At 55.3% G+C, this 21,923-nt stretch carries 23 protein-coding genes, 1 tRNA gene and 1 pseudogene; 5 read left to right on the top strand and 20 right to left on the bottom strand.

Annotation, left to right across the window (positions count from 1 at the left end; translation table 11 throughout):
* The first annotated feature begins 18 nt into the window (after positions 1–18).
* The 3 genes and pseudogenes from serS to FO488_RS16040 all read left to right on the top strand — a co-directional run bounded on the left by serS (position 19) and on the right by FO488_RS16040 (position 2,916).
* A pseudogene (gene serS / locus FO488_RS16050) lies at positions 19–1,286 on the top strand (serine--tRNA ligase).
* Between the two features lie 52 nt (positions 1,287–1,338).
* Positions 1,339–1,426: transfer RNA gene (locus tag FO488_RS16045), tRNA-Ser, on the top strand.
* 110 nt (positions 1,427–1,536) lie between these two features.
* Entirely contained in the window at positions 1,537–2,916 is a 1,380-nt protein-coding gene (locus FO488_RS16040; protein WP_168206070.1) for a DUF6538 domain-containing protein, read from the top strand.
* Positions 2,917–2,988: 72 nt separating this feature from the next.
* Here the strand turns inward: FO488_RS16040 and FO488_RS16035 are convergent, their stop codons facing one another.
* Together FO488_RS16035 and FO488_RS16030 are read right to left on the bottom strand one after the other, a co-directional pair.
* Entirely contained in the window at positions 2,989–3,600 is a 612-nt protein-coding gene (locus FO488_RS16035) for a YkgJ family cysteine cluster protein (RefSeq protein ID WP_149211482.1), read from the bottom strand.
* Between the two features lie 621 nt (positions 3,601–4,221).
* A complete protein-coding gene (locus tag FO488_RS16030) occupies positions 4,222–4,776 on the bottom strand; it encodes a hypothetical protein (RefSeq protein WP_149211481.1) in 555 nt (184 codons plus the stop codon).
* A gap of 325 nt (positions 4,777–5,101) precedes the next feature.
* Between FO488_RS16030 and FO488_RS19510 the strand changes: the two genes are divergently transcribed.
* Positions 5,102–5,272, top strand: a complete 171-nt coding sequence (locus FO488_RS19510; protein ID WP_168206069.1) for a hypothetical protein — start codon at positions 5,102–5,104, stop codon at positions 5,270–5,272.
* Positions 5,273–5,428: 156 nt separating this feature from the next.
* Positions 5,429–5,680: a hypothetical protein gene (locus tag FO488_RS16025; RefSeq protein WP_149211480.1), complete on the top strand. Its 252-nt coding sequence runs from the start codon at positions 5,429–5,431 to the stop codon at positions 5,678–5,680.
* Between the two features lie 27 nt (positions 5,681–5,707).
* Here the strand turns inward: FO488_RS16025 and FO488_RS16020 are convergent, their stop codons facing one another.
* The 18 genes from FO488_RS16020 to FO488_RS15935 all read right to left on the bottom strand — a co-directional run bounded on the left by FO488_RS16020 (position 5,708) and on the right by FO488_RS15935 (position 21,642).
* On the bottom strand, positions 5,708–6,265 hold the full coding sequence (locus FO488_RS16020) for a hypothetical protein (protein WP_149211479.1): 558 nt from the start codon (positions 6,263–6,265) through the stop codon (positions 5,708–5,710).
* 124 nt (positions 6,266–6,389) lie between these two features.
* On the bottom strand, positions 6,390–6,800 hold the full coding sequence (locus FO488_RS16015; protein WP_205743293.1) for a hypothetical protein: 411 nt from the start codon (positions 6,798–6,800) through the stop codon (positions 6,390–6,392).
* Between the two features lie 187 nt (positions 6,801–6,987).
* The gene (locus FO488_RS16010) at positions 6,988–7,878 is read right to left on the bottom strand and encodes a hypothetical protein (RefSeq protein ID WP_149211477.1); all 891 of its coding nucleotides are present in this window, start codon (positions 7,876–7,878) and stop codon (positions 6,988–6,990) included.
* A complete protein-coding gene (locus FO488_RS16005) occupies positions 7,878–8,384 on the bottom strand; it encodes a hypothetical protein (protein ID WP_149211476.1) in 507 nt (168 codons plus the stop codon). Before FO488_RS16005 ends, FO488_RS16010 begins: the two co-directional genes overlap by 1 nt.
* A 75-nt stretch (positions 8,385–8,459) precedes the next feature.
* Entirely contained in the window at positions 8,460–9,311 is an 852-nt protein-coding gene (locus tag FO488_RS16000) for a hypothetical protein (protein ID WP_149211475.1), read from the bottom strand.
* 8 nt (positions 9,312–9,319) lie between these two features.
* Entirely contained in the window at positions 9,320–10,381 is a 1,062-nt protein-coding gene (locus FO488_RS15995; RefSeq protein WP_149211474.1) for a hypothetical protein, read from the bottom strand.
* A gap of 191 nt (positions 10,382–10,572) precedes the next feature.
* Entirely contained in the window at positions 10,573–10,905 is a 333-nt protein-coding gene (locus tag FO488_RS15990; protein WP_149211473.1) for a hypothetical protein, read from the bottom strand.
* Between the two features lie 3 nt (positions 10,906–10,908).
* Positions 10,909–11,088, bottom strand: coding sequence for a hypothetical protein (locus FO488_RS15985; protein ID WP_149211472.1), 180 nt, complete (start codon positions 11,086–11,088; stop codon positions 10,909–10,911).
* Positions 11,089–11,297: 209 nt separating this feature from the next.
* Complete coding sequence (gene mobF, locus FO488_RS15980) at positions 11,298–14,156, bottom strand: MobF family relaxase (protein WP_149211471.1); 2,859 nt, start codon at positions 14,154–14,156, stop codon at positions 11,298–11,300.
* A gap of 93 nt (positions 14,157–14,249) precedes the next feature.
* Positions 14,250–14,663 carry a hypothetical protein gene (locus tag FO488_RS15975; RefSeq protein ID WP_149211470.1) on the bottom strand — a complete coding sequence of 138 codons (414 nt, stop codon included), beginning with the start codon at positions 14,661–14,663 and terminating at the stop codon, positions 14,250–14,252.
* Positions 14,660–15,856, bottom strand: coding sequence for a hypothetical protein (locus FO488_RS15970; protein ID WP_149211469.1), 1,197 nt, complete (start codon positions 15,854–15,856; stop codon positions 14,660–14,662). Before FO488_RS15970 ends, FO488_RS15975 begins: the two co-directional genes overlap by 4 nt.
* The gene (locus tag FO488_RS15965; RefSeq protein ID WP_149211468.1) at positions 15,853–16,056 is read right to left on the bottom strand and encodes a hypothetical protein; all 204 of its coding nucleotides are present in this window, start codon (positions 16,054–16,056) and stop codon (positions 15,853–15,855) included. Before FO488_RS15965 ends, FO488_RS15970 begins: the two co-directional genes overlap by 4 nt.
* Before the next feature lie 2 nt (positions 16,057–16,058).
* The gene (locus tag FO488_RS15960) at positions 16,059–17,510 is read right to left on the bottom strand and encodes a hypothetical protein (RefSeq protein ID WP_149211467.1); all 1,452 of its coding nucleotides are present in this window, start codon (positions 17,508–17,510) and stop codon (positions 16,059–16,061) included.
* A gap of 123 nt (positions 17,511–17,633) precedes the next feature.
* On the bottom strand, positions 17,634–19,520 hold the full coding sequence (locus FO488_RS15955; RefSeq protein WP_149211466.1) for a type IV secretion system DNA-binding domain-containing protein: 1,887 nt from the start codon (positions 19,518–19,520) through the stop codon (positions 17,634–17,636).
* 19 nt (positions 19,521–19,539) lie between these two features.
* Entirely contained in the window at positions 19,540–19,938 is a 399-nt protein-coding gene (locus FO488_RS15950) for a hypothetical protein (RefSeq protein WP_149211465.1), read from the bottom strand.
* A gap of 258 nt (positions 19,939–20,196) precedes the next feature.
* Positions 20,197–20,820, bottom strand: a complete 624-nt coding sequence (locus FO488_RS15945; protein ID WP_149211464.1) for a hypothetical protein — start codon at positions 20,818–20,820, stop codon at positions 20,197–20,199.
* Entirely contained in the window at positions 20,804–21,400 is a 597-nt protein-coding gene (locus FO488_RS15940; protein WP_149211463.1) for a hypothetical protein, read from the bottom strand. The genes FO488_RS15945 and FO488_RS15940 overlap by 17 nt, the downstream gene beginning before the upstream one ends.
* 23 nt (positions 21,401–21,423) lie before the next feature.
* Positions 21,424–21,642, bottom strand: coding sequence for a hypothetical protein (locus tag FO488_RS15935; RefSeq protein WP_149211462.1), 219 nt, complete (start codon positions 21,640–21,642; stop codon positions 21,424–21,426).
* Positions 21,643–21,923 lie beyond the last annotated feature (281 nt).

Genomic DNA, 21,923 nt, shown 5'->3' with positions numbered 1-21,923 from the left:
AAAATAAAGGTGTTTCAGATGCTTGACATGAAATTTATCCGTGAAAACCTGGACGAGGCCGAACGCCGCCTGGCCACCCGGGGGGCGCCCCCTACCTGGAGCGGTTCCGTGACCTGGATGACCGGCGCCGGGCGTTGCTCCGGGAAGGCGAATCCCTCAAGGCCGTCAAGAACAGCGTGTCCGAGGAGATCGGCAAGGTCAAGGACAAGAGCCAGGTCCAGGACAAGATTCTGGAGATGCGCGAGGTGTCCAACAGGATCAAGGCGCTGGACGAGGAACTCAAGCAGGTGGACGAGGAACTGAGCGGCGTGCTCATGACCGTGCCCAACCTGCCCGACCCCTCCACGCCGCTGGGGAAATCGGAAAACGACAACGTGGTGGTCAGGACGTGGGGCGAGCCCCCGGCGTTCGCTTTCCCGGCCAAACCCCACTGGGAGATCGGCGAGGGGCTGGGCATCCTGGATTTCGAGCGGGCCGCCAAGATCACCGGCGCGCGCTTCACCCTCTACCGGGGCGCCGGCGCGCGTCTGGAGCGCGCCCTGACCAGCTTCATGCTCGACCTGCACACGGAGCAGCACGGTTATACGGAGGTGTTGCCCCCCTACATGGTCAACCGCGACTCCATGACCGCCACCGGCCAGCTTCCCAAATTCGAGGAAGACCTGTTCAGGCTGGCGGACCCGGAATACTTCCTCATCCCCACGGCCGAGGTGCCGGTGACCAACATCCATCGCGGCGAGATCCTCAAGCGTTCCGACCTGCCGATCTGCTACACCGCCTACACCCCCTGCTTCCGGCGCGAGGCCGGTTCCTACGGCAAGGACACCCGGGGGCTGATCCGGCAGCACCAGTTCAACAAGGTGGAACTGGTCAAGTTCGCCCACCCCTCCGAGTCGGCAGCCGAACTGGAAAAGCTGACGGCCAATGCGGAAAAGGTCCTGCAACTGCTGGGGCTCCCCTACCGGGTGATGGCCCTGTGCAGTGGCGACATCGGTTTCTCCGCCGCCAAGACCTATGACCTGGAGGTCTGGCTGCCGGGGCAGAGCTGCTACCGCGAAATCTCCTCGTGCAGCACCTTCGGCGATTTCCAGGCGCGGCGTGCCGGCATCCGTTTCCGCGAGGACGAAAAGGCCAAGCCGGAGTTCGTCCACACCCTCAACGGCTCGGGCCTGGCCGTGGGGCGGACCGTGGTGGCCGTGCTGGAAAACTACCAGCAGGCGGACGGCTCGGTGCTCGTTCCCACGGCGCTCCGTCCCTACATGGGCGGGGTGGAGCGAATCTCCTGATACCCTTTGAATTTCGGGAGAGAGTGTGGTATAGGATACAGCTCACAAATACGGAAGGGTGGCCGAGTGGTTTAAGGCAGCGGTCTTGAAAACCGCCGAGGTGCAAGCCTCCGTGAGTTCGAATCTCACCTCTTCCGCCAGTTTACATAACGTCTTGAAATAATTAAGTTTTCTTGACGATAATCATGGGTAGCCATATTTTAGTCCACATTTTGAGGCTGATATGGCTACTTTTTTTCAGGCACGGCACATGCGGAAGCAAGGCGACATCTTCTATTACCGGCGTCGGGTCCCCAAGGATTTGCAGCCACTGTTCGGGGTTGCGGAATTCACCAAGACCCTGAAGACCGCGTCGGCGAAGGAAGCCCGCGCCGCTAAGACCAACTACGATGCCGAGATAGACCGGATCATCACCGGCCTTCGCCTGCGGTTCATCGATGCCGCCACGGCCAGGGGGACGATCGAGCAGCTCCTGTTTGCCAAACCTTTCAAGCCGCAGGCCCAGGCGGTTGACCTGGAAACACTCCCCACCAGCCCGAAGCCCAAGACCATCACCCAGGTCGTTGACGAATACGAGGCGGCCAACAAAAATAAGTGGTCCCCAAAATCCGCCAGTGAATACCGCACCATTTTCTCTAAAATCAAGGACAAGTTCGGCAAGATGCCGGCCCCGGCGCTATCCGCCGTCGTAGTCACCAACTGGCGCAACGAACTGGCCGAAACATTGGGTGTGTCGACAGTCAACAAGTCCATGTCGATCCTGTCCAGTGTGATGAAGCTGGCTGTGAAACGCCAGTACGTCTCGTTGAACGTCGCCGAAGGACTCTTGCTCGTCGACCGGCGCAAGGAAAACGAAATCAAACGCCCTTACACCGATGCGGAGATGAAGCAGATCCTGGATACCCTCTTCGATCAGCGCCTCAACATGGCTGGCCTGACTGCCGCCGAAGCCGCCGATTTCACGCCTGGTTATCTGGATGGAGGGGCCGTGTGGCACCTGCGTCCGACCGCCCGGCCGGAGCGCTATTGGGTGCCAATTATCTCCGCTTTTACTGGCATGCGCCTGGACGAAATTTGCCAGTTGTACACTGACGATGTGCAGGCTGCGTGCTGCGGTGACGATCCGGACAAGGACATGTTGCTTTACTTCGACGTGAACGACGACCGCGACAAAAAGCTCAAAAACAAGACTTCCAAGCGTCTTATCCCGTTCCACCCGGCGTTGACCTATCTCGGCTTTGACGAGTATTGTCAGATGGCGCGGGAGCGCCAGCAAGAACGCCTGTTCCCTAACTTGAAGAGGACGGATACGGGCTATTCCAACGCCGTGCAGAAGTGGTACAGCCGCTGGAACCGCGAGCACATTACCGAGGACGAGACCAAGACGTTCCACAGTCTGCGGCATGTGTTTGCGGACCGACTGAAGCAGTCAGACGTGGGGGAAAGTCTGATTTCGGAGATCCTCGGTCATCACGTGTCCAACATCTCGATGCGCAGATATTCGAAAGAATATTCGCTCAGGGTGCGATACGAGGCAATCAAGCAGGTTCAGTACGAAACAAAGATGGTGGTGTATAAAAGCCTGGTGGGCCGCGACTATGACGTTGTCAAGTCATCCGAAATTGTTTAAGACAGCCCCTTATTTTTTATTTAGTGCTGGTGATATAAGCTCATTGTATATTCTCTGGTAGAGTGGTTTAAATTAGGTTTGATGATTTCTTTGCAGTGTTGTAATTGCAAAATCACCTATTGGCTTTAGGTTTCTAACTCCGAGTGTTTCTGCTACTGCGTAGTTTAACAGACGCAGTTGGAAGGAATCGGCAGCACGAGTAATTTCGTGCATAGCATCACCCTGAATGGAGTATCCTTCCATAACGCCTATCCTCATCGGATCAATAGCACATAATTTAGCGTCGTCAGTGACTACGAAGGTACGGCAAATAAGCGGTCTGACAGGATAAATAGCGCATGAGTCATTGTCGAGGAAGAAACATGGGATATGATCTTCAGCCACTTTTGCAGCAAACTTATTAATATCAGAAGCTTCTAAAATATCTGTGTTTGGTGTGCAGTCTTTCAAATAATTCTTCCATTGCTCAAGCCGAGCGCTGAAAGTTTCAATTTGATCCTTAGAAAATGTTTCAATAATGTACTTTTCTATCAGAACTCCTTCAGCCCAGTGTACCTTGATCAATTGATGACAACAGTGAGAACAGCCTTGACAGCAAACAGCTGGAACCTTTTTCATTCTCAGATCAACATCTTTGTAGATGCGTTTCGTTTCTCTCGCTGCTTTATTCGGATTTCTTGTCATTAATTCTCCTCATTTCAACGTTCTAAGTTTGACCGGCTGGCTTTTTGGGCCGGCCGTGGCTCTGGTTGACTCTTTTTTTAGTGTTGCTACACCTTATTCAAGGAGCAGTCTTTGATAAGTTTCCGCAAGCTGTGGATATTCAGGATTCCGCTTCTTGTTAACGTACCGACTTAGGCACCCACATGCGTTGAAAGCTGCCGAATAGTTATTATGGCAGGCAGGGCAATACAAGGCAGTCCCTTTTTTGTGTCGTTTTCTGATGCTTTCGCTGAACCTCTCCACGACGTGCAAAACCACCCCGTTTGCTTTATAGGGAGAGTTGGAAGCCGTACAATGCGCACTTCGGTGGCCAGCCATTCCTCCGCGACCTTCTTGGTATGGGTAGTCGCGCCCACCTCGCCCATGGACGTGCCAAGTCCTACAATGGATGCACCAGAAGTGAAGGTGAACTTCCTCGTCATCGTATGCCCTCACAACAGGTAAGCTCTTTCCGTTTTCTTGTTTCTCGACATCAATGACTTCTGGTTCCAACTCAAATATCTGCAGCAACTCCGATTGCGACAGTTCTTTCGGTGCCATATTTCCTCCTTGCCCTTCGTGTGTCATTTGTTGAATCGCTAGTTAAGTGCGCGGCATAGAAATCATTTCATGAACTTCTTTCCTCAACATCTCAACGGCTCCATCGAGAGCATCATATAGCTCAGTCGCTTTTTCTTTTGCTGTTTTGTTGGCGATTGGCTCTTGCTGTTCAGAATCCCAATAAAACTCGAACTGACCATCAGAACAAGCACTTATTGCACTCCTGATTCGTTTGAGAATTTCATCTGACAATGTTGATTGATATTCGCAAAGAAAGTCATTAAGAGCCTTTTCGTGAGCAGAAAAACCTAATGCTATTGCTTCGCAGGCTTCATCCCAGTCCATGTCAGGATAGGAACGCTTTGGAATAATATCTCGTAGTATTTTATAAAGATATTTTGACGCATCAAGCTTGTATTGAAAGACTTTTTCAGAGTTTTTCAAAAGAAATTTATGATCTTCAAGCTGTTTTTTGTAAACACTACTAATAGACTCTTTTATTCCATTTTTCAAAAGAGTATTCAATACAAAAGCCATACTTAATCCTGTAAATCCTCCAACACCTAATACAGACATTGTTATTTCATATGTACTCATAGATTCTCCATATGCCAAATCATTATTAGTAGTTCCATATATGAGTCATTTATTGCCTATACATATGAGGTTATACTCGACATAGATAAATTGTGATATCCCTTATATCAGGAGCCTCCATATTCTCTCCACCAGTTCTCTGTCCTCTCGAATCATCTCCCATCGCACATGCTTCGCTAACACTGTATATCACATTAATCCATCCATATAAATAAACCATCCTGCATTATTTTGCATTATTTGGCAGCAATGCTAAGCAATTTTGGCATACCAAGTGCAATAAAAACAATCATGAAGCATACCGAAACCACCGGAGGACACGACAATGACGGCAATCACGACGAAAGACGGAATGGTCAGCAACGAATTTCTTCGCCAGCTCATCCAGGCCGACGAGCGCCGGGCAAGCCGGGAGGAACGGCGACGGCTGGAGGCGATGGCCCCCAAGAGCATGATTGACGTGCTGGTAGACTTCTTACGGCGGCTGTTTTTCTAAAGAGATCAGGAGGAGATGATGAAGGCGAATATACTCATAGCTATAGCAATCACGGCCGCTATTGCACTTCCACGATACGGCTTCCACCTCCCCACTGGCCCTGTCAGCCAGCTTGCGGCCAGGGGAGAAACAAGCGGCGTCGGACTGACAGGTGCTTTGGAAAGGGTCAAGGCCCGCCATGCAGCACGGGCGGCGGCCGGGAGCGGCGGGGTGATGGTCGGTGAGTACCGGAACACCGGAGGGATATTGCAGGGGCACCAGCCCCACAGGCCCGCCGAGATAGCCCAAGCGGAGGCGGCGCAGGAGATCCCGACTCCGGTCAACGTAGCACCGGCGCAAGCAATGACCGCTGAGGAGATCGTCGCGGCGAACTACCCGGGGTACAAGCCGGGACATCAGCAGGAGTAGGAAAGACAGAGCAATAAAAGAAAAGCTTTATCGATGTTCTGCAAGTTTCTTCAATGTCTTCGCAATTTCTTCAAGCTGTTCTGCTGCCTTTTTGTCCCAATTATTGTCTGAAGCGTCGGTCCCTTCGAACGATTTGAGGTCAATATTTGAGGTTGTTAGGTGCTTTTTAGGAGTAACCTGAAATGATGGATGACTTTTGTATATCGCTGTAATTTCCAATATATTGTTATTAAGACCTTTCGTCAATCCACCGTACTGCCCCCATGTAATTGTCCTTTTTTCGCCTGGAGCAAGAGCCGAAATCCCATGAATAAACGGGCCATCATCCATCACATCTGGTGTTTCTGCATCGTCAAAACCGAATGCTCGCTTGGGGATCGGATGGTCCGACTCAAACCTAATATGGGTTGCCCTACCTTTGCCGATATTTTCAATAATTATATTGATAATTGTAGGGCGCCGTTGATCAGGTAAAGCGTAAACTATAACCTCCGGGTCATATTGATGGTGCAGCATCAGGTAATTGATGATCGTAGAGGTAAGAGCGACAATCAGTGCCATAAAACTTAAAAGTTCAGGGTTCATTTCATTCTCTCAGTTGCTCAATCCGTCCACAAGTCCATAGGCCAGTCCGCCGTAAGCGAAAGCCGGGCTTTCGCGGCGGGCTGAGACTGTGGACCCTGTGGGCGGTCGGCTTTATCCTTGTTTATCATTGACACACGGCACGGAAAAAATGCCGGAAAAGTTCGCGATCAACAGGGCGCCAAGGTTCAGTATAAACCGCCCGGCTCTCCAGATACCGACTGCAGACTACTCCGTACAACATGGGTTCACCTTGAAACTCTTTGCTCGCCAGTATTCTGACCTGTTCTTTTGCACAATCGAACTGGACGTACTGCAGGAGCACAGGCGCGGGAAGCTGAGTAACGGTATCGCCGGGTTTTATGATGACTTTGAGCTTCACACTTTTGACGGTGCTGGAAACATTCATAACGTCGGCAAGATACATGCTTGGGCTTTCCAACGGCGGGTCTGCCTCAATTTGGGTCCAATATTGTTCCGCACCGAAAGCAACGACAGGCAGCAGCGACAAGGCAATTGTGACGAACAAGCTTTTCATGCATGACCCCAGATTATTCATGTTCCCTCCCTAATCTTTGGGTGCCGACGAAGCGCGGATATCTTATCTGTAGTTGAAAGATTAGGAAAGGGAAATTAGTGGCAGCATTAATAGTGGTAGGTCGGTTTGAATCAGTGCAAAAAAATAGCCCCGGAAACTGGATTCCGGGGCCGAGGTTTGGGCGGGATCAGTGCTTGGCAGCGTACGCGGCCGCTAGTTGAAACTCAGTCAGTTGAATTTCCGTCGTCACCCCCTGCCCCTTGAGGTAGTAGTTACCGCCGGGCCCTGTTTCGCCGCTCACCATCGACACGTACCGGATCGACAATGCGCCCGGGCCGTTGCCGTTGCGCGGGTTGCTGGCCAGTTCGTTGGTCTTGGCGACCTGGTCCGCCGAAACCCCATACGTTTGCCTCCCCGCCGTGACCTGCTGTATTTTAATGACGACCCCGACCCCTTGGCGGTCCTGGTCTGCGCGCCAGGTGATCGCCACGCCGCCTTTCGCGATCGTGATCGAGTCGGGACCCGCCTGCCAGTTCGTCCCGACCTTATACCCTCGCCGCCTGAATTCCTCTGCGGCGGCTTTCGCGAACGGAACTGTCCACCCCCGCCTGTCCACCTGACGTGTCACGGAATCTAGGTACGCAGTGGCTGGGATGCCGGCGGTGGCCGCCGTTGCGACCTCAGTGACCTCGTGAAGGTCGTAGAGGATGAATTCCGCCAAAACCGATAGGTACGGTTTCAGCGGCTCCATCAGCTTATCTTGCTGAGCGTACTTGTAGTCTACCGTCAAGCCCTCAGAAGTGGTCGTGCCTGCAACGGCGGCACAATCAGCAGACCTGATCTGTCCGGACCCCGCTACAAGATCCACGACGACGAGATCCTTGCTTTCCCTGGTCCAGTGGTATGCTCGTGCCGTACCAGCCGCGTCGGCGGCCTTGACGCCCTTGAGCCGGTAGCCGGCCGTCTTCAGGCGGGCTTCCACCGCCGCCTGGTCGCCGAGGTAGTTTTCGGCGCACTGGTCAGCCCATGCCGCGCCAGCAAACAGAATCAGCAAAATGACAAGAATGATGGCTCTCATTATTTCTCCCCCTTTTCCCAGAGGAAAGACGGCCCGGGGTTGTGATAGACGAGCGGCAGTCTGTTGGTCCAGTTGCCCGCCGGCCGGGGGCCGCAGGGATAAACGGTGGAGCAAGAAACATCGTGGATGCGGCCCTTGTAATCGATATGCAGGTAGGCATACCCGCAACTGCGGGCATTAGGATTGGCTGGCCAAGCGTCTCTGTCTGGCTGTACGATCCAGCCGAAGGTGTCGAACGGGTAGATGGAATGGTCGCTGGATTTGCGCTTATCGTAGCTATCGTAGGCAGCACTGTCCAGGCGACTCATCAACACGCCAAGGGGAACGGGCGAATCGTGTGGGGTGTAGTCGCCGGGCGGCAGCATATCGATAGCCTCTTTGACGGAGAGACCCTGAGCGGCGCGGGCCTTGACCTCTGCCCAGGGGGCACAGACCGGGGACGGCGATACGGTGGCGCAGCCGCATACGGCCAGGCTGGCGAGGACAATCAGAATTACTCTTTTCATGGATTCTCTCCTTTGTAGGGGAAATCTTCACTTCATGGTTGATAAAGCGGCGGAGGACTGCAAAACCAAAGGCGGCTATCGCCCATCTCCATATTTTCTCCGCAGTTCCTCGTAGCGGCGCTTCTCGCGCTCCGCAGGCGTCATGGCGGCATCGTCGGCACGGTTACGGGTGTAGCTCAGGAAGCCTTCCTGGGTTCCGGGGTCGCTCAACAAGCCTTTCGCAAATTCCACAACGCTGGCACCATCCGGCTCCGCCACTCCCGTATAGTAATCACGAATCAGGTTGTACAAACTGCGGCTATTGCTCACCCCAATCGCACTATTGCCACGCTGTAGTGTTTCGTTGATTGATGTGGCGATCGGCAACCTGGCGTCGGTGATTGCCAAATATCGAGCGTTGGGGTCGGTTTGACCGACGAGGTAAAACTGATCCATGTAAACCACGCGGAAAACCGTCCCCCCGCCCGTTTCGGCTGGCATTATCGTGATCGTGTACTTTCCGTCCCTGCTATCGACTGATGCTACCCGATCAGCAATGATATGTGCTGTCAGAGCGCCGGGGGCGTAATCTCCGGTTGCGGCCACGCAGCTTCCGCGCCAGCCCGCGAGTCCCATTGCCCGCTGATCGGCTTGTTGGAGGAGATTATCCCTAACAGCTATATGCATGCTAGGACCCAAATCGCCTCCTCCTAACGTGAGATCGCCGCCCTCGCCGGTGTAATGACCACCCCATATGTTGCTGTTACCATACGGCCTGCCGAAGCCGTTGCACATGTTCCTTATATTACTTTTGAGGTCATCGCCGTCGCGAAGCGCACTGCGAAATTCGTCTTCCGACTTGCCCCACCCCTGCCCCGGCCGGGCGGCCAGGGCGTGGGTGGAGAGGGCGGCGACCAACAGGATCGCAACGATAATCATTTGTCTCATAGCCCCTCCTATTGCAGTTTGGACGGCTTCGCGCCCTGGAATTTCTGTTGCAGGCGCTCGAACTCGGCACGCTCCGCCTCTTCCTTCGCGGCATCGGCAGCCGAAGCAACAGCATTCTGTCGCTGGTAGCCGATGGCAACGACGAAAGCCGCCTCCTGGGTGTTCGGATAGCTCAGCACGCCTCGGAGGTATTGATGCAGCATGACGCCGTGAATGTCTGCGGACTGAACAGAGTTATAGTGTGCGGTGAGAGCCGCGAGTAGGTCGTCTTTGCCGATTTTTCGGGAGACCCCGGAAATCGTGAGAACGCCGTCTTTGTAGATGCCCGGGGCGGCAAGGGCGGTGATCCGGGTATCTTCTTGAGTATGGCCAAGGATCGCGGTGATCCAGTTATCTCCGCAAGATACCCGAACGATGGCTTGATCGACGACCAAGGACTCGGGATTGCCGCTTTGCTCGAAGCTTGTCGTGCAGGTCGTTATCTTGCGAAACGAAGAGTTGTTGTTGAGCCCGTATCCATCCTCTTGCCGGTCGGGCCGCAATTCGTAGGCATAGGGGATTGCATTGCGATGGATAACTACCTCTGCGCCAAGGTCGTACGTAATTCCCACCGGCACGCCGCCCTCGACCTTGTAGACGTAGCCGTACTTTTGCGGCTTTCTCGAATATTCATTTTTGTCGTCGAGGCGGGCATCGTAAGTGCCATCACCGGTCGTGCAGTCGATGTGCGTCCTGGGGTCAGCCGCCCCCTGTTTGCAGGCAGCTTTGACCGAATCCGAAACAGGGTAGCTTAGCGCAGTGGCAAAGACCTTCCAGGTCTCTTCGAGTCCCAGGACGCCGGCTTTCTGCATAGACTCCCTGGCGGCGAACTGCGCTTTGCCAAGTGCCATGAGATCCGGACTATAACGGAGGTCGGCCGCAGCCTTCCTGTTGCGTTCGTTCATCTGCGCAGCCGGTGAATTAGGATCGGGCGTCAGCAGCCTATTCACAAGCCCCCCGGCATAGGCACTCCCGGTCCCGCTGATGGCCAGCATCACCAGCACTATTGTTACGAAAACCCTCTGTTTCATAGTTCCTCCTTCCGCCCCGGCCGCTGTGCCGGGGCGGGGGTGATGTGCGCCGAAGGCGCGGAGTTACATGGCGGCAACGGTGACGACCGCTGCGGTGGCGTTGCCGAGGGCAATTAAGCCCAGGATCAGTCCGATGATCATGGCGGGTCTCCTTTCTCGTGGATTTTCTACTACTGACTCAGATAGCGGGGTTACGACCAAAAACCAAAGCGGCGTGTCAACAGGCCATGGGGAAAGCCGTGGGGAAAAGCCTGTTGACGGTGCGGGTAAGGTCGTATAGCTGCGGCGGTTTCAACGGATTGCCGGAGAAGCGGGCACGCCAGGCTTTCGGCGATCAGGTACGCCAGTGCGGGACCATATCGCTCATCGACCGTCTGGCGGATTTCCGCCGGCGAGGTGGGCCGCCCAGCCATCGCCAGGTCTCTGAGCGTCTCTTCGAGCACTTGGCCGAGGATGTGGCTGTGTTCCCGCACCAGCGCCAGGGGATTCAGGCCCCCGGGGGATCGGTTTTTGTGAGCACTCATAGCTCACTCCTTTCCGGATTTTTCGGGACCACCCGCGATCACGGTGATATTGGCCACCGCAGTCTTGCCGTCGGCCATTGCCAGAGGCTTTGGCTTTGACACTTTCCACCATCCGGCCAGGACAACGGTTGAGATGGCTAAGGCAGCTAAGACGGTCTTGATGATTATTGCGGTTTTCTGCATGGCGTTTCTCCTCTGTTGACGTAGTGGTTCTGGAATTGAACCGATACATAAGAAAGCGGGTTTGCGGGGTAAAACCAAAGGGGGGATGGAAAATTTTTCAGGCAAGAAAATGAAAAAACCCCTTTGCCGGAGAGCAAGGGGGTTCAAGTACCGCAAGCGCCGCCTTTCGCCGGCACTGGCTGGCGAGGAGCGGGGCGTCGCTGAAAGAATTAGATAGACATTCCCATTCCTTCGTGCTCCCGCTCCGGTTTGTCAGCTTCAAAGACCCGCTCGGCAGTAATCGCGATATCCTCGATATTGCGGTCAGGGTCACGGATAGCGAGATCCTGAGTGGTAGGGAGGTTGAGATCCTGGGCCTGTTCCCTGCCCTCATTCGCCAAGCTGAACAGCAGAGTGCTGGTTTTCTCCTGCTCCTCGCCGATGCGGTCTTTCAGCCGCTCAATGTCATCGGTGTAGATCGTCACGCCCTCCTTCCCGCGAGTCAGCGCCACGTAGAAATCGTTGTAGTTCTCCATCTTCGAGTCGGCGGAAACAATGACGTGCTCGATGCTCTGCCCTTGAGACTTGTATGAGGTCAGGGCATGCCCCAAGTCGAAATTCGCATACTGGCCGATATTCCACGAAAGCTCGGCGCCGTCCCGGTCGCGGACTGCGGTGATCCAGCCGTTTTCGTCAATGTGCGAAATGACCGCCGTGTCCCCATTGACACTGCCGATGCCCCGCTCTCCCTCGTCGTTTTTCAGGAACACGATCTTGTCGCCGACGCTGGCGGTGATCTGGTGCTCGCGCCAGACAGTGAGCTGGTCAGCGGCCTGCATGGGGTCAATGATGCGTTCCTTGCCGTCTCTGCCCGTGAGGGTAATTGTGTTATTCTCGGCGTCGACGCCGGTCACGCGGCCCTCATAGCCCGCCGCCATGCCTGCGCCGCTTTGGCTGTTCATGATGATGTCGCCGATTTGGTACGAAGCGGCGAAATGCCGCTGTGCACTGTCGAGGCTCTTGTTCTCCCGGACAGTCAAATTGTACTCTTCTTCCCCGAGACGCCCCTGGGCGTGCAGATCCTCGTGGATCGCTGCGTTCAGGCTATGGCGCTCCGCATTGCCCTGGACGATGAGCATGGTCTTTGAAGGGTCCCGGCTCACATAGTCGGCCGCCATCACCGTCAGGCGGTCGGGCTTGCTCTCGATCTCTCGCACCTGCCCCTGTGCTTCCACTATTTCGAGGGCAGCGCGGGCCTGCGTGATGTCCCGGATCTTGCCCGCCGCCTCGCGCATGTAAGCGGTCTCGGGGGTGTCGCCGCGCTGGCGCTGGATGTCCGACAGGTAGAGGGTCTCGGTGACGCCTTGTTGCTGAAGCTCGTCGAATAGCCGCCCGGCTTCGACGGCTTGGAGCTGATTGCGGTCGCCGATCGGGTAGACCACGGCGCCGGCGGCGGCTGCTTGTTCGACGAGGCGGGCGAATTTGTAGCTCCCGACCATGGAGGTCTCATCGACAAACCACGCCTCTCGGCCGGTGTTGTACTCCCCGGGGGATGGGGGCTGCAGAAGAAACTTGTCGATGGTCTGCGCTTCGACCCCGAGGGATTTACCCAACTCACTCTTTGCAGCGGCGGTCGGGCCGAAGGCGCGGATTGTGAAGCCGTGCTGATCGCGGAGGATGTCGGCAAGCTCCTTCGCTGCGAACGTTTTGCCGGCGCCGGAGTACCCCTGAACCAGCACGACGCTTGCAGTGCTCGACAGAGCCCGGGCGACGAAATCTTGCTGATTTTCTGACAGGGTCTTCTCCCCGTTGGCCGCCCGGGCGCTTTGGCGGTCTGCGACAAGCTGCGTCGCGGCCGCGTAATCCATAATCTGTTCGCGGGCCTGGGCGGTGTCGCGGATGCGATCGTATATCCGTTTCTCGGTCTCGATCATCTGCGGGGTCGCCCACTGCGCCTTCTCCCCGTCCTTGTCGTTGATCCTCATCAGCGTACCGTCCACCTGGGCCGCCGCGATCGCTGCGCGGAGGTCGTCGGGGCCATGCTGGCCGATGCACAGGCGCTCGGCGGTGTGGAGAATAGATTGAGTAGTGTAGGCGCTCTCGTTCTGTTCGAGGGAAGCCGCTGCCAGGCGGATATATTCCGATGCGGGCAACATGGGGCCTTGCCGCTCCATACCTTCCCGGAGTGCGTTGTCAACCTCGCCCCTGACTGTCGTGCCGTGCTCAGTGAAGCGCTGCTCCCAGTCTGCGAAGAGCGCCTCCGCAGTGGTTTCCTGCTTCTGACTCTTCGTCTCGTTGCAAGCCATCTGATGACGTTCAGCGCTGTTCACATTCTGATACAATCCGGCGGCGTTATATTCTGCGACCTTTGCTTCGATCTCTTCCCGCCGGTGCGAAAAATCGGCGGTCAACTCTTTGTTGACGCCAACGATCTCGAATGAACCGGTGCGGGGGTCTGTGATATTGATCTGATAGCCAAGTTCTGACAGGCGCTTGGAAAAATCACTGTTGAAGCTGACGCCGAGATACATTTGGTTTTTATAAACCACGTCGTTGTGCAATGCCCGCCATTGCTCGGTTTCACCGGGTTTCATGCTCATGTTCATGAGCGCGGCGTGAATATGGTAGTGGAGGTCTCCGTCGCGATTGGTCATGTGCTGGATCAGGCCGGCAACGATGTTACCGGTATCTATCGCGACGCGGTTGCCGTTTTCGTCGTAGATCCGGATCTGGGCAAACTCCCGTTCCAGCAAGCCCATCACATGTTTCGCGCTCTCCATCATTGCGTCCTGGATGCGCTCGTCGCCGAGAGCCAGCACGGACACGCTCTTGTCGGGGGCAAAGGTGAGATCGATGCAGGCGCGGTGCTCAGCGTCTTGGTGCGTGCTGTCGCGGACCAGGACGCGGCCGTCAGGGGTTTTGCCTTGAGCAATTGCGGTGAAGTCCTCCTTGGTGATCTCCTTGCCTTCCAGGCCAAGGGCGGCGGCACCCTTCCCGAACCACACGCCCGGGTCCTTGGTGTAGTAGTCGGCGGCGGTGAAGTATTTTCCGGCGGCTGCGGCGGGCATAGGGGGGGATACGGAAGTCATGATGTTCCTCCTTGAAGGATTTTTGTAGGTTGAGTAGATAACGTCAAAAAAAGGGGGGGCGGAACAGCCCCCCCATGATTCAGCTCGGGAGGGCTACTTTCCTCCCGCCTGCCTCTTCATGATCTCCTCCGGTGTCTCAGCCGGGTCGCCCTGTTCGCTGCCTACCATCTTGTCCAGGTCCTTGCCTGCGGCGCCGGCACGGCGGCGGGCGTCGCGCACCATCGCGTCGGAAACTCCCTGTGCGCCCTCAACCGTTTTCTCGGTCGCCTTGATCTGCTCATCAAGCTCTGCGGACCTCGCGGAGTACCGGTCGCGGGTCTTCTTGTCCGGCACGAAATCCTTGTCCTGGAGAAACACGTCGTTTATGACTTTTTCCTGACGCATGCTCCGCACGTCCATCTTCCTCTCCATCTTCTGCTGCTCATGCGTTGCATACTCGAAGTACAGCAATACCGCGACCGCCGTACTCCCGATGCCACCGATTGCCCATTTCACTGCCGTGATCATTGCTTTCCTCCTCCTTTCGAGTTGACAGAATTGCTGGATTTTGCACTCCGCTCCACGCCTTCGCGAAGGTCCCACACCGCGTCGACGCTCTTACCCTTGCTCAGGCTGTCTTCCGACCGCTTGGCATAGTCAGAAGCTATCCGACTGCTTTTTCCGATGGACTGCAAGTGATCTAAGGTCTCGCTGTACGACCAAGCTGACGACAGCCGGTAGCGGCCCTCAAACCCCGCAAATGCAGTCCCCGCCCACTGGATTCCCGCGATCTCTAAGACCGCCGGGTTGCCGAAGGTCAGGATAGCGGGCCCGCAGCTGACTCTGACGGTATCGATGGCCCCTTTCAGCACACAGCCGGATTCGTCGCTGATTGACAGGAGCCGGTTACTCATTGATTTAACCCACGTGTCCTTGATCCCCTCGCGGAAGACTTTTATCAACGCTCCCAGCGCCATCCGTTGAAAATCTTCCGCGCCAATCTCGGTGATTTCAGCTTCCACCGGCCGGGGCCGGCCGGTGGCGTCCCGGAGCGGCGCAGAGATCAGGCGGCTGCGGCCTTTCCGCCCCTCCGCCTCCGCGATCTTTGTCTGTAAGGCGCTGATGTCATCGGCAAGGAAGAGATAGGCTTGACCGATGATCGCGCCGAGGATCGCGAGATCATGGGCGTAGGCGATCACAGCCGCCTCGTCGCCCCCTACGGCCAGCAGGCGGGCGCTATTGCCCGCCTGGCTGTGGAGATAGCCCTTCCGCGTCTCGTCGATGCTGTACTTCCCGCTGCTCGCGCCAAGGCCGACATTTGCCGGGAAAAGCGGATTGGACAACCGCCCCCGGCGAATGACCTCGACAAGCTGCCGCTGCGGCATCCCGTCGAGCGCGGAAGGGTACGCCTCCATCGTCAGCAGGTAATCGAGAAAAACAGCCTGAGCCGGCCGGGACACGTCGAGTTCGCGGCTTTTACGAGCATCGCGCATCTGTTTGATGCTCGACTGTATCTGTTCGTCATCGCCTGCCGAGGTAGTAGTCGAGCGGCTGTTGCTGTCGGAATGACGTTTGTCCTTGCCGAGCTTGAAGGTGCTCACCCGCCCGTCGTTGCTGCTCTGCCCGCCTTCGGTGCTGTATCCGGTGTTGGTCTCAGCCACCACTGCGGCGGCGGAAAGCAGCAGGATCGCCGTAGCGGTGAACAGGATAAGTGTTCTCATTTTGTGCCTCCTCTTCCTCTCCTGCCCTTGGGCTTGGAGTCGTCGGCCTTGGCGGTCTCTTCGGCCTGGCGGCGGGTAGCTTGGTCTTGGAAGAAAGTCTCGCAGCGGTCACGCAGGCCCTGCATGTACTCTTCCGAACGCTGACGGAGACTGTCGGCTTCGGTCAGGGGTGCGTCAGGATCGTCTGGTTTAGTGATCATGGTCAGACCTCCCTCTCCAGGGTATCGGCCGCTCCGCGCTCGTTCGCTTGCGTTTTTTCGGCAGCGAGCTGCTGCGAGATGGCTTCTTGGCGCTCCATGCCTGCGGCAACGCCGTGCTCCGCTCGCTGCCTGAGATCCGCCATGTACTCATCTGCAAGCTGGGCTTCATGAGCTTTAGCTTTGTTCTCGTGAAATGTTTGCGTCGCGCCGTCGATCTCGGCGCCATGCATTTTTTGATACTGGACCGGGTCATACAGCGCCCCGCTGCGTTCGTACTGCTCAATACCACCGAACAGGTGCTCCGCGCCGTCCACGCCTTTTTCGGTCGCGGTGTTCTCCCAGAAAATGTGCGCCCGATCCTGACTGAACGCCTTCGGCTCCTTCGCCCACTCGTCCCGGTATGGCTGGATGAGGGCATCGATCTTTTCGGCCGGCGCATCCTGCTCGCGAAGATGCTTCAGGTCGATGAACTTTGCCGGTGGAAGAAACTTTTCGGAAAAGGGGAATCTCTCCGCTTGCAGTTCTATTTCCACAGCCTGCTTTTCAGCGGCAATTTGCTGCGAGGCGGCCTGTGCTCGTTCCGTACGCTGCGTGAGGTCCGCTGCGTACCCTTCCGCTATCTGGGCTTCGTGAGTCTCACGATTTTTGTCATAATGAAACGCTGCCGCCGCTTCATTGATCTTATCGCCATACATCTTTTCGAATTGGACGGGGTCGTACAGCGCTCCGCTACGTTCGTACTGCTCAATACCACCGAACAAGTGCTCCGCACCGTCGACACCTTTTTCGGTCGCGGTGTTCTCCCAGAAAATGTGCGCCCGGTCCTGGCTGAATGCCTTCGGCTGCTTTTCCCACTCATCCCGATATGGCTGGATGAGGGCATCAATCTTTTCGGCCGGCGCTTCCTGCTCGTGGAGATGCTTCAGATCGATGAACTTTTCCGGTGGGAGAAATTTCTCCGAGAACGGAAATCTATCCGCCTGTAGCACTATTTCTGCGGCCTGCCTTGCTTCGGCAAGCCGCTGCGAAGCCTCGCTCAACGATGGCGCCGGTTGCAGCACTTTTTCAGCAGCCTGTCTTGCCTCTTCAAGTCGCCGTATGATTGCCTCGTCCGTCAGCGCTTTCATCGCCTTGAAGCTCTGTCGAGTTGCAGCAGGCACGTCGGAAACGGTCCGGTAGGGGTTGAAGGGCTGGGAAAGTGCAGCGCCCAGGCGCTCAAGCAAGCCAGGCTTATGGACGGCTTGGGACTTCGCCTCGACTTTGCCCGCCGGAAAGCCGCCAGGCTGATTGTGCCCTCCCTTTGCTGCCCGGTCCTCGGCTTCGCGCTCAAGTTCAGCGGGAGAGCGCCAATTTGAGGAGGGAAGGTGGCCAGTGGTGCGGATGTGGTTCATCACATCAACCGCATGCTTGAAGTGGTGCCAGATGTTTTGCAGGAAGCTACGTTTTGCTGCCATGGTGTTGTCTCCTTTCGTGGCTGTATAATAGAGATAGCGGTTCAGGTCGGGAAAACCAAAGGGCGGCGAAACATTTTGGATAAAAAAATGGGGCCCCTGGTGGGAGGCCCCGAATTCTGCCAGTTACAGGTTGACCGGCTTCGACCCTGCCGCCGGGTCCGTCGGCGCCGTCGTCGCCTGGGACTCGGCGGCTTTGAGGCGGGCCTGCGCTGCGGCAACCTCCATCTCGACGGCAGCAAGATCGAGATCGGGGCGCGGCACAAAGGCTTCGTGTAAAACCGGCCGAGCGACGTAATCGACATGGGCCTTCGTCACGCCGTATTCCGCGAGCCGCGCATAACCTTCCAGGCTCGGCAAGACATTCAAAAATTCCGCCGCCGGGGCAAGTTTTTCCGTCTTACGGACTTGTCGGACAGAGCCGCCTTCAGGGGTGTCGCCGGTCTTGTAGGTGTTCGAAATTTCGCTCTCGATAAAGACTGTGTCGGAGATTACATCGCTCATCCATTTGGCGGTTTCGGGGTCCGACCCGACCCGGAGAAACATACTGTTGCCCATGGCATTACAAACATCACGGGCCACCTCTCTACCGAGGGTCTTCTCCATCCCTGCAAGTCCCTGGAAGCCAAGGATCGGTACGGCCCCTTTGCTCCGGCCGGTAATCGCCAATTTATGGATGGTACCGCCAACGGTAGCGTGGAGCGTGTTCAGTTCGTCCAACTCGTAAACCACCCGGCGCTCGTAGCTGTCAGGCAACGACAGGTGGGCGGAAACCAAGCAATCCACGAACAGGGTAAGCCACGGCTTGAGCACTGCCGAAAGATCTTCGTGGTTCGTGATGAAAATCCAGCCGTTTCCTCCCTTCCCCTCCAACCACTTCTTCATATCGAACTTGTCGCACTGCCGAGGCAGGAACTTGAAGATCCCGGTATACCCGGCGATGACTGCAGAAACGTTTGAAGCGAGTTTCTCATCAGAGAAATACTTCAGCGTCTCCTCCGACCCGAAGTAAGGGGCCACCTTCAACAGAATTTCCTGGCGTGTGTAGCACAGGACGCTCCAGACCTCAGCATTGTTTCGGAACTCTTCCCCGCGCATGTAACAGTAGTTCAGCATGGCCGCGAAACAGTCCCTGGCCGCAGTGGTCCAGAAAGGGTCCGCTTGACCCTTCGGCTCAGGGATCAAGATCGTCGCAACGCGGAGGAAATCCGTTGAATTGCGGATCAGGTCAAAGACGTTGAGACGCAGGCTACGCAGGTCGAAAGCATTGAAGATGATATCTCCCCTGCCAGGGTCATAGAAGCGCTCCACGAAGTCACCCTTGAATGTGTAAGCGATGACTCGGTAAACAGGCATTGATTTCAGTTTTTCCAGCATGTGGGATATCAGTACCGTTTTCCCTGCGCCGGGCGCTCCGACGATCAAGGTGCCGAAAACTTCGTTGCACTTGCTGAGGAACAGATTTGCCGCCAGCGGAAGCGTGGCGACATGTCCCCGGTTTGGCTGTTCCTTATTCATACGTGCCATCTTCGACATAATCTTCTTTTCATCGTCAAGGGAAGTGCCGCCAACGTGCTTCAACGTTTCGAGCTTTTCCGCTTCCTCCTTGTATGCAAACTGCATCCTGAGATAAACCAGCCAAGCAGGCACCAGCGCAAATGCTCCACAAGAGAAAAAACGCAAGACAAGATGCCAAAGACCCGCTTTGACGGCTGACTCATAAAGCCAGATGGCCGCAAAATCCTTACCCTGAAATGTCATTTTGTAATCCGGGTAAAACACACTGAAGATGCCGTAATAGAGCCCTCGAAACACAAACAACGCCACGCCGATCACCCCTTCGGCACCACGCGGCGTTGTCAGAACAACGATTCCCCCCCACGAAACTAACCACGCCAGAAACGAAAAAAAGAATGCATGGAAGTAACGTTCGAGGGTTAAGTGAACATTGCGGTCCCACATTTTCTGTCCAATGCCAGGATCAACTTTTTGATAACCATTACGGTCAGCCATGAATTTTCTCCTTTCGACCTTATTCTTTGAAGTATTTACCCAGGTCTGCGTAAAGCTCGATTGCTTTCGCTTTGTACTCCGCGTCAAGCTGCATGTCGGTTATGCCGAGTTTCAGTAAATCGGTGACACGCTCATGAACCTGTTTGAGCGTTTTGGCGGTTGCATCAACGACGGTGGTTTGATTCCTGGTCAATTCATCAATCTGCTTTGTAAGCAACACCAAGGTCGCTCGCAAACTTCTGATTTCGTCGTCGGACGATTTTTTCGAATCGGCGACCGCCTTCGACGCATAATCAGAGAGATGGCTGTTGACGATGTTTTTGATGAAAGCAGACAGATTTGACCCACTCTGCCGCGCAAGCTCCTTCCAGGCCGCCGCATCCTTTTCAGGGATTTTGAGTTGTATCCTTGCCGACATATTGCCCCCTTATGGTACACTTTTCGTACACACGTTTTTTAGCAGCCATAACAGCTAGTTAGGTATTATTGTGCGGCTTTTGTGTGTATTCAGCATTTTGCCAGCAAACCCTTGTTTGAAGCTGGTTTACGCGGGTTTGCTGGGCCACACACCCCATGCCCAATTTGGGCGTGGGGTGTGTCCTGTTTCAGTGGATTTTGCCTTTTTGCCTTTTCGTTTTTTGGCTTCTTGCCTTTCGAGCATTTTGAGCCGGTGCAGCTACTTGGCTTTTGCAGAACCCGCTTCAAGCCAAGACAAATTCTTGAGAATTTCCGCAACGCACGCAAGTATCGCCATGTCCTCCGGAGTATATGCAGTCAGAGCCCGATAAAGGCTCACATTGTCTCGGTTTCCAGCGGCGCTGCATTTCACCATGATGTTTCCCAGCAGATCCGCTTCAAGCTGGAGAAGGTTGTGGGAAACATCAGTGCCCAGTAAGACCAATTCAGCGTAGTTATGCGCTTCCTCGGAACTCGGATAATTTGATGACAACCCATCAAAGATATTCATCTCGTTTCTCTTTGATTTCAGGCCGTCAATCTGGTCGTAAATCCAGCGTTCACTCATTCCTGCATATAGCGCCTCGCGGAACTGATCGGAAAAGATAATCCCTTTTTGTGCTGCCTTGGCGTCCAGGCGATTAAAGAGATCGGTGCTGATCCGAATTGAAATGGGATTATTCACGCCTGAACAGCTACTGGGCAACCCATCGAAGTTTTTGAAAAGTTTCAGGGCGGTAAACAGGTCGATTGCCGCTTGTCTCTGATTTTGCTGTCCCTGTTTCTGTTCCCGTTGCACGGCCTTCATGCTGCGTCGACGAGTAGCTTTATTTCCCGTCTCCATGGGTGTTCTCCTTCTGTCTGGATTTCTGATTTTGCTGTTCCTCGCGACACATCACTTCCTGCATTACGGCGGCCGTTGCGACGTCCCCTGACGGGGCTAATCGAGTTTCTATTCCTAACTTAGGCATTCCGGCCGCGATCAGTTTGGAAGGCGGCAGAGGATCAGATAGGCCAATAGTTAAGGAGCCAGGGGAGCGGACGGCTTTGATCATCTCATTCAACTCCATAGTAGGCGTTCTCCTGATTCTGAAAATTGATATTGCTGTACCGTGTGGCATGAGTGTTGTCAGCTCTTCGCGGCGGGACATAACTTCCCTTATTTGCCGGACGAAATAGCCGGAAAAGACGCAACCTATGATTGAGACATCGAGGACGGCGGCAAAGAAGTCGGCACGGGAGTAGTCGATAAAGACGGTAATCAGGCAGATCAAGGCAACGGCTCCGAGCAAGCCTCTTTGCCCCAACTGGGCGAAGAGCGCCGCTTTGCGGTTCGCCTGCGGCGGTAATCGCATATCCATCCGCTCCTGCCAGATGCAAATAAAGGCGGAGATAAGGACGATGAGAAGCATTCTGGCGATCATGTTTTATTCCTCCCTGGGGTGGGCTACTTGGTTTTTACAGTCCCGGCCGCGACCATATTTTTGATTTCTGCGGCAAGGCCCTCGATGGTGAGACCTGCGAAACCTTTCTCGTAATGTTTGAGCACCGCTTTGCCGATGCTCAAAAAAAAAGCCTGCTCTTCCCGCTCTTTTTTCTTCATGAGCTTTTGGCGCTTTACCTCCAACTCCTGCAGTTGCTCGGTTATCGACTTGGTCTTCGGCATAGCTATCTCCTTTCCGGTTGAAATTTTCATTCACAACCGTAAGCGGCTTTTTTGCAGAAAACCAAAGGCCGAATTCCAAAAAATATTTGAGGTATGGGATGGTAGTTATCCGGATGGTCAAAGGGGCACGCCGTCAAAGTGCCGATCAGGCTGAAACATCCTTGACGAGGTAGGGTGCAAAGGTGATACTGATCAAAGGCAAGGCCGCATAATCTGGTAGTGGGTCAGTTTGAAATTTCGGGCAGCTTGGGGAGGCGTTGAAAAAACAATTGGGCAACCAG

Source organism: Geobacter sp. FeAm09 (assembly GCF_008330225.1).
Taxonomy (GTDB): domain Bacteria; phylum Desulfobacterota; class Desulfuromonadia; order Geobacterales; family Pseudopelobacteraceae; genus Oryzomonas.
This window is presented reverse-complemented; position numbering and strand designations above follow the sequence as displayed.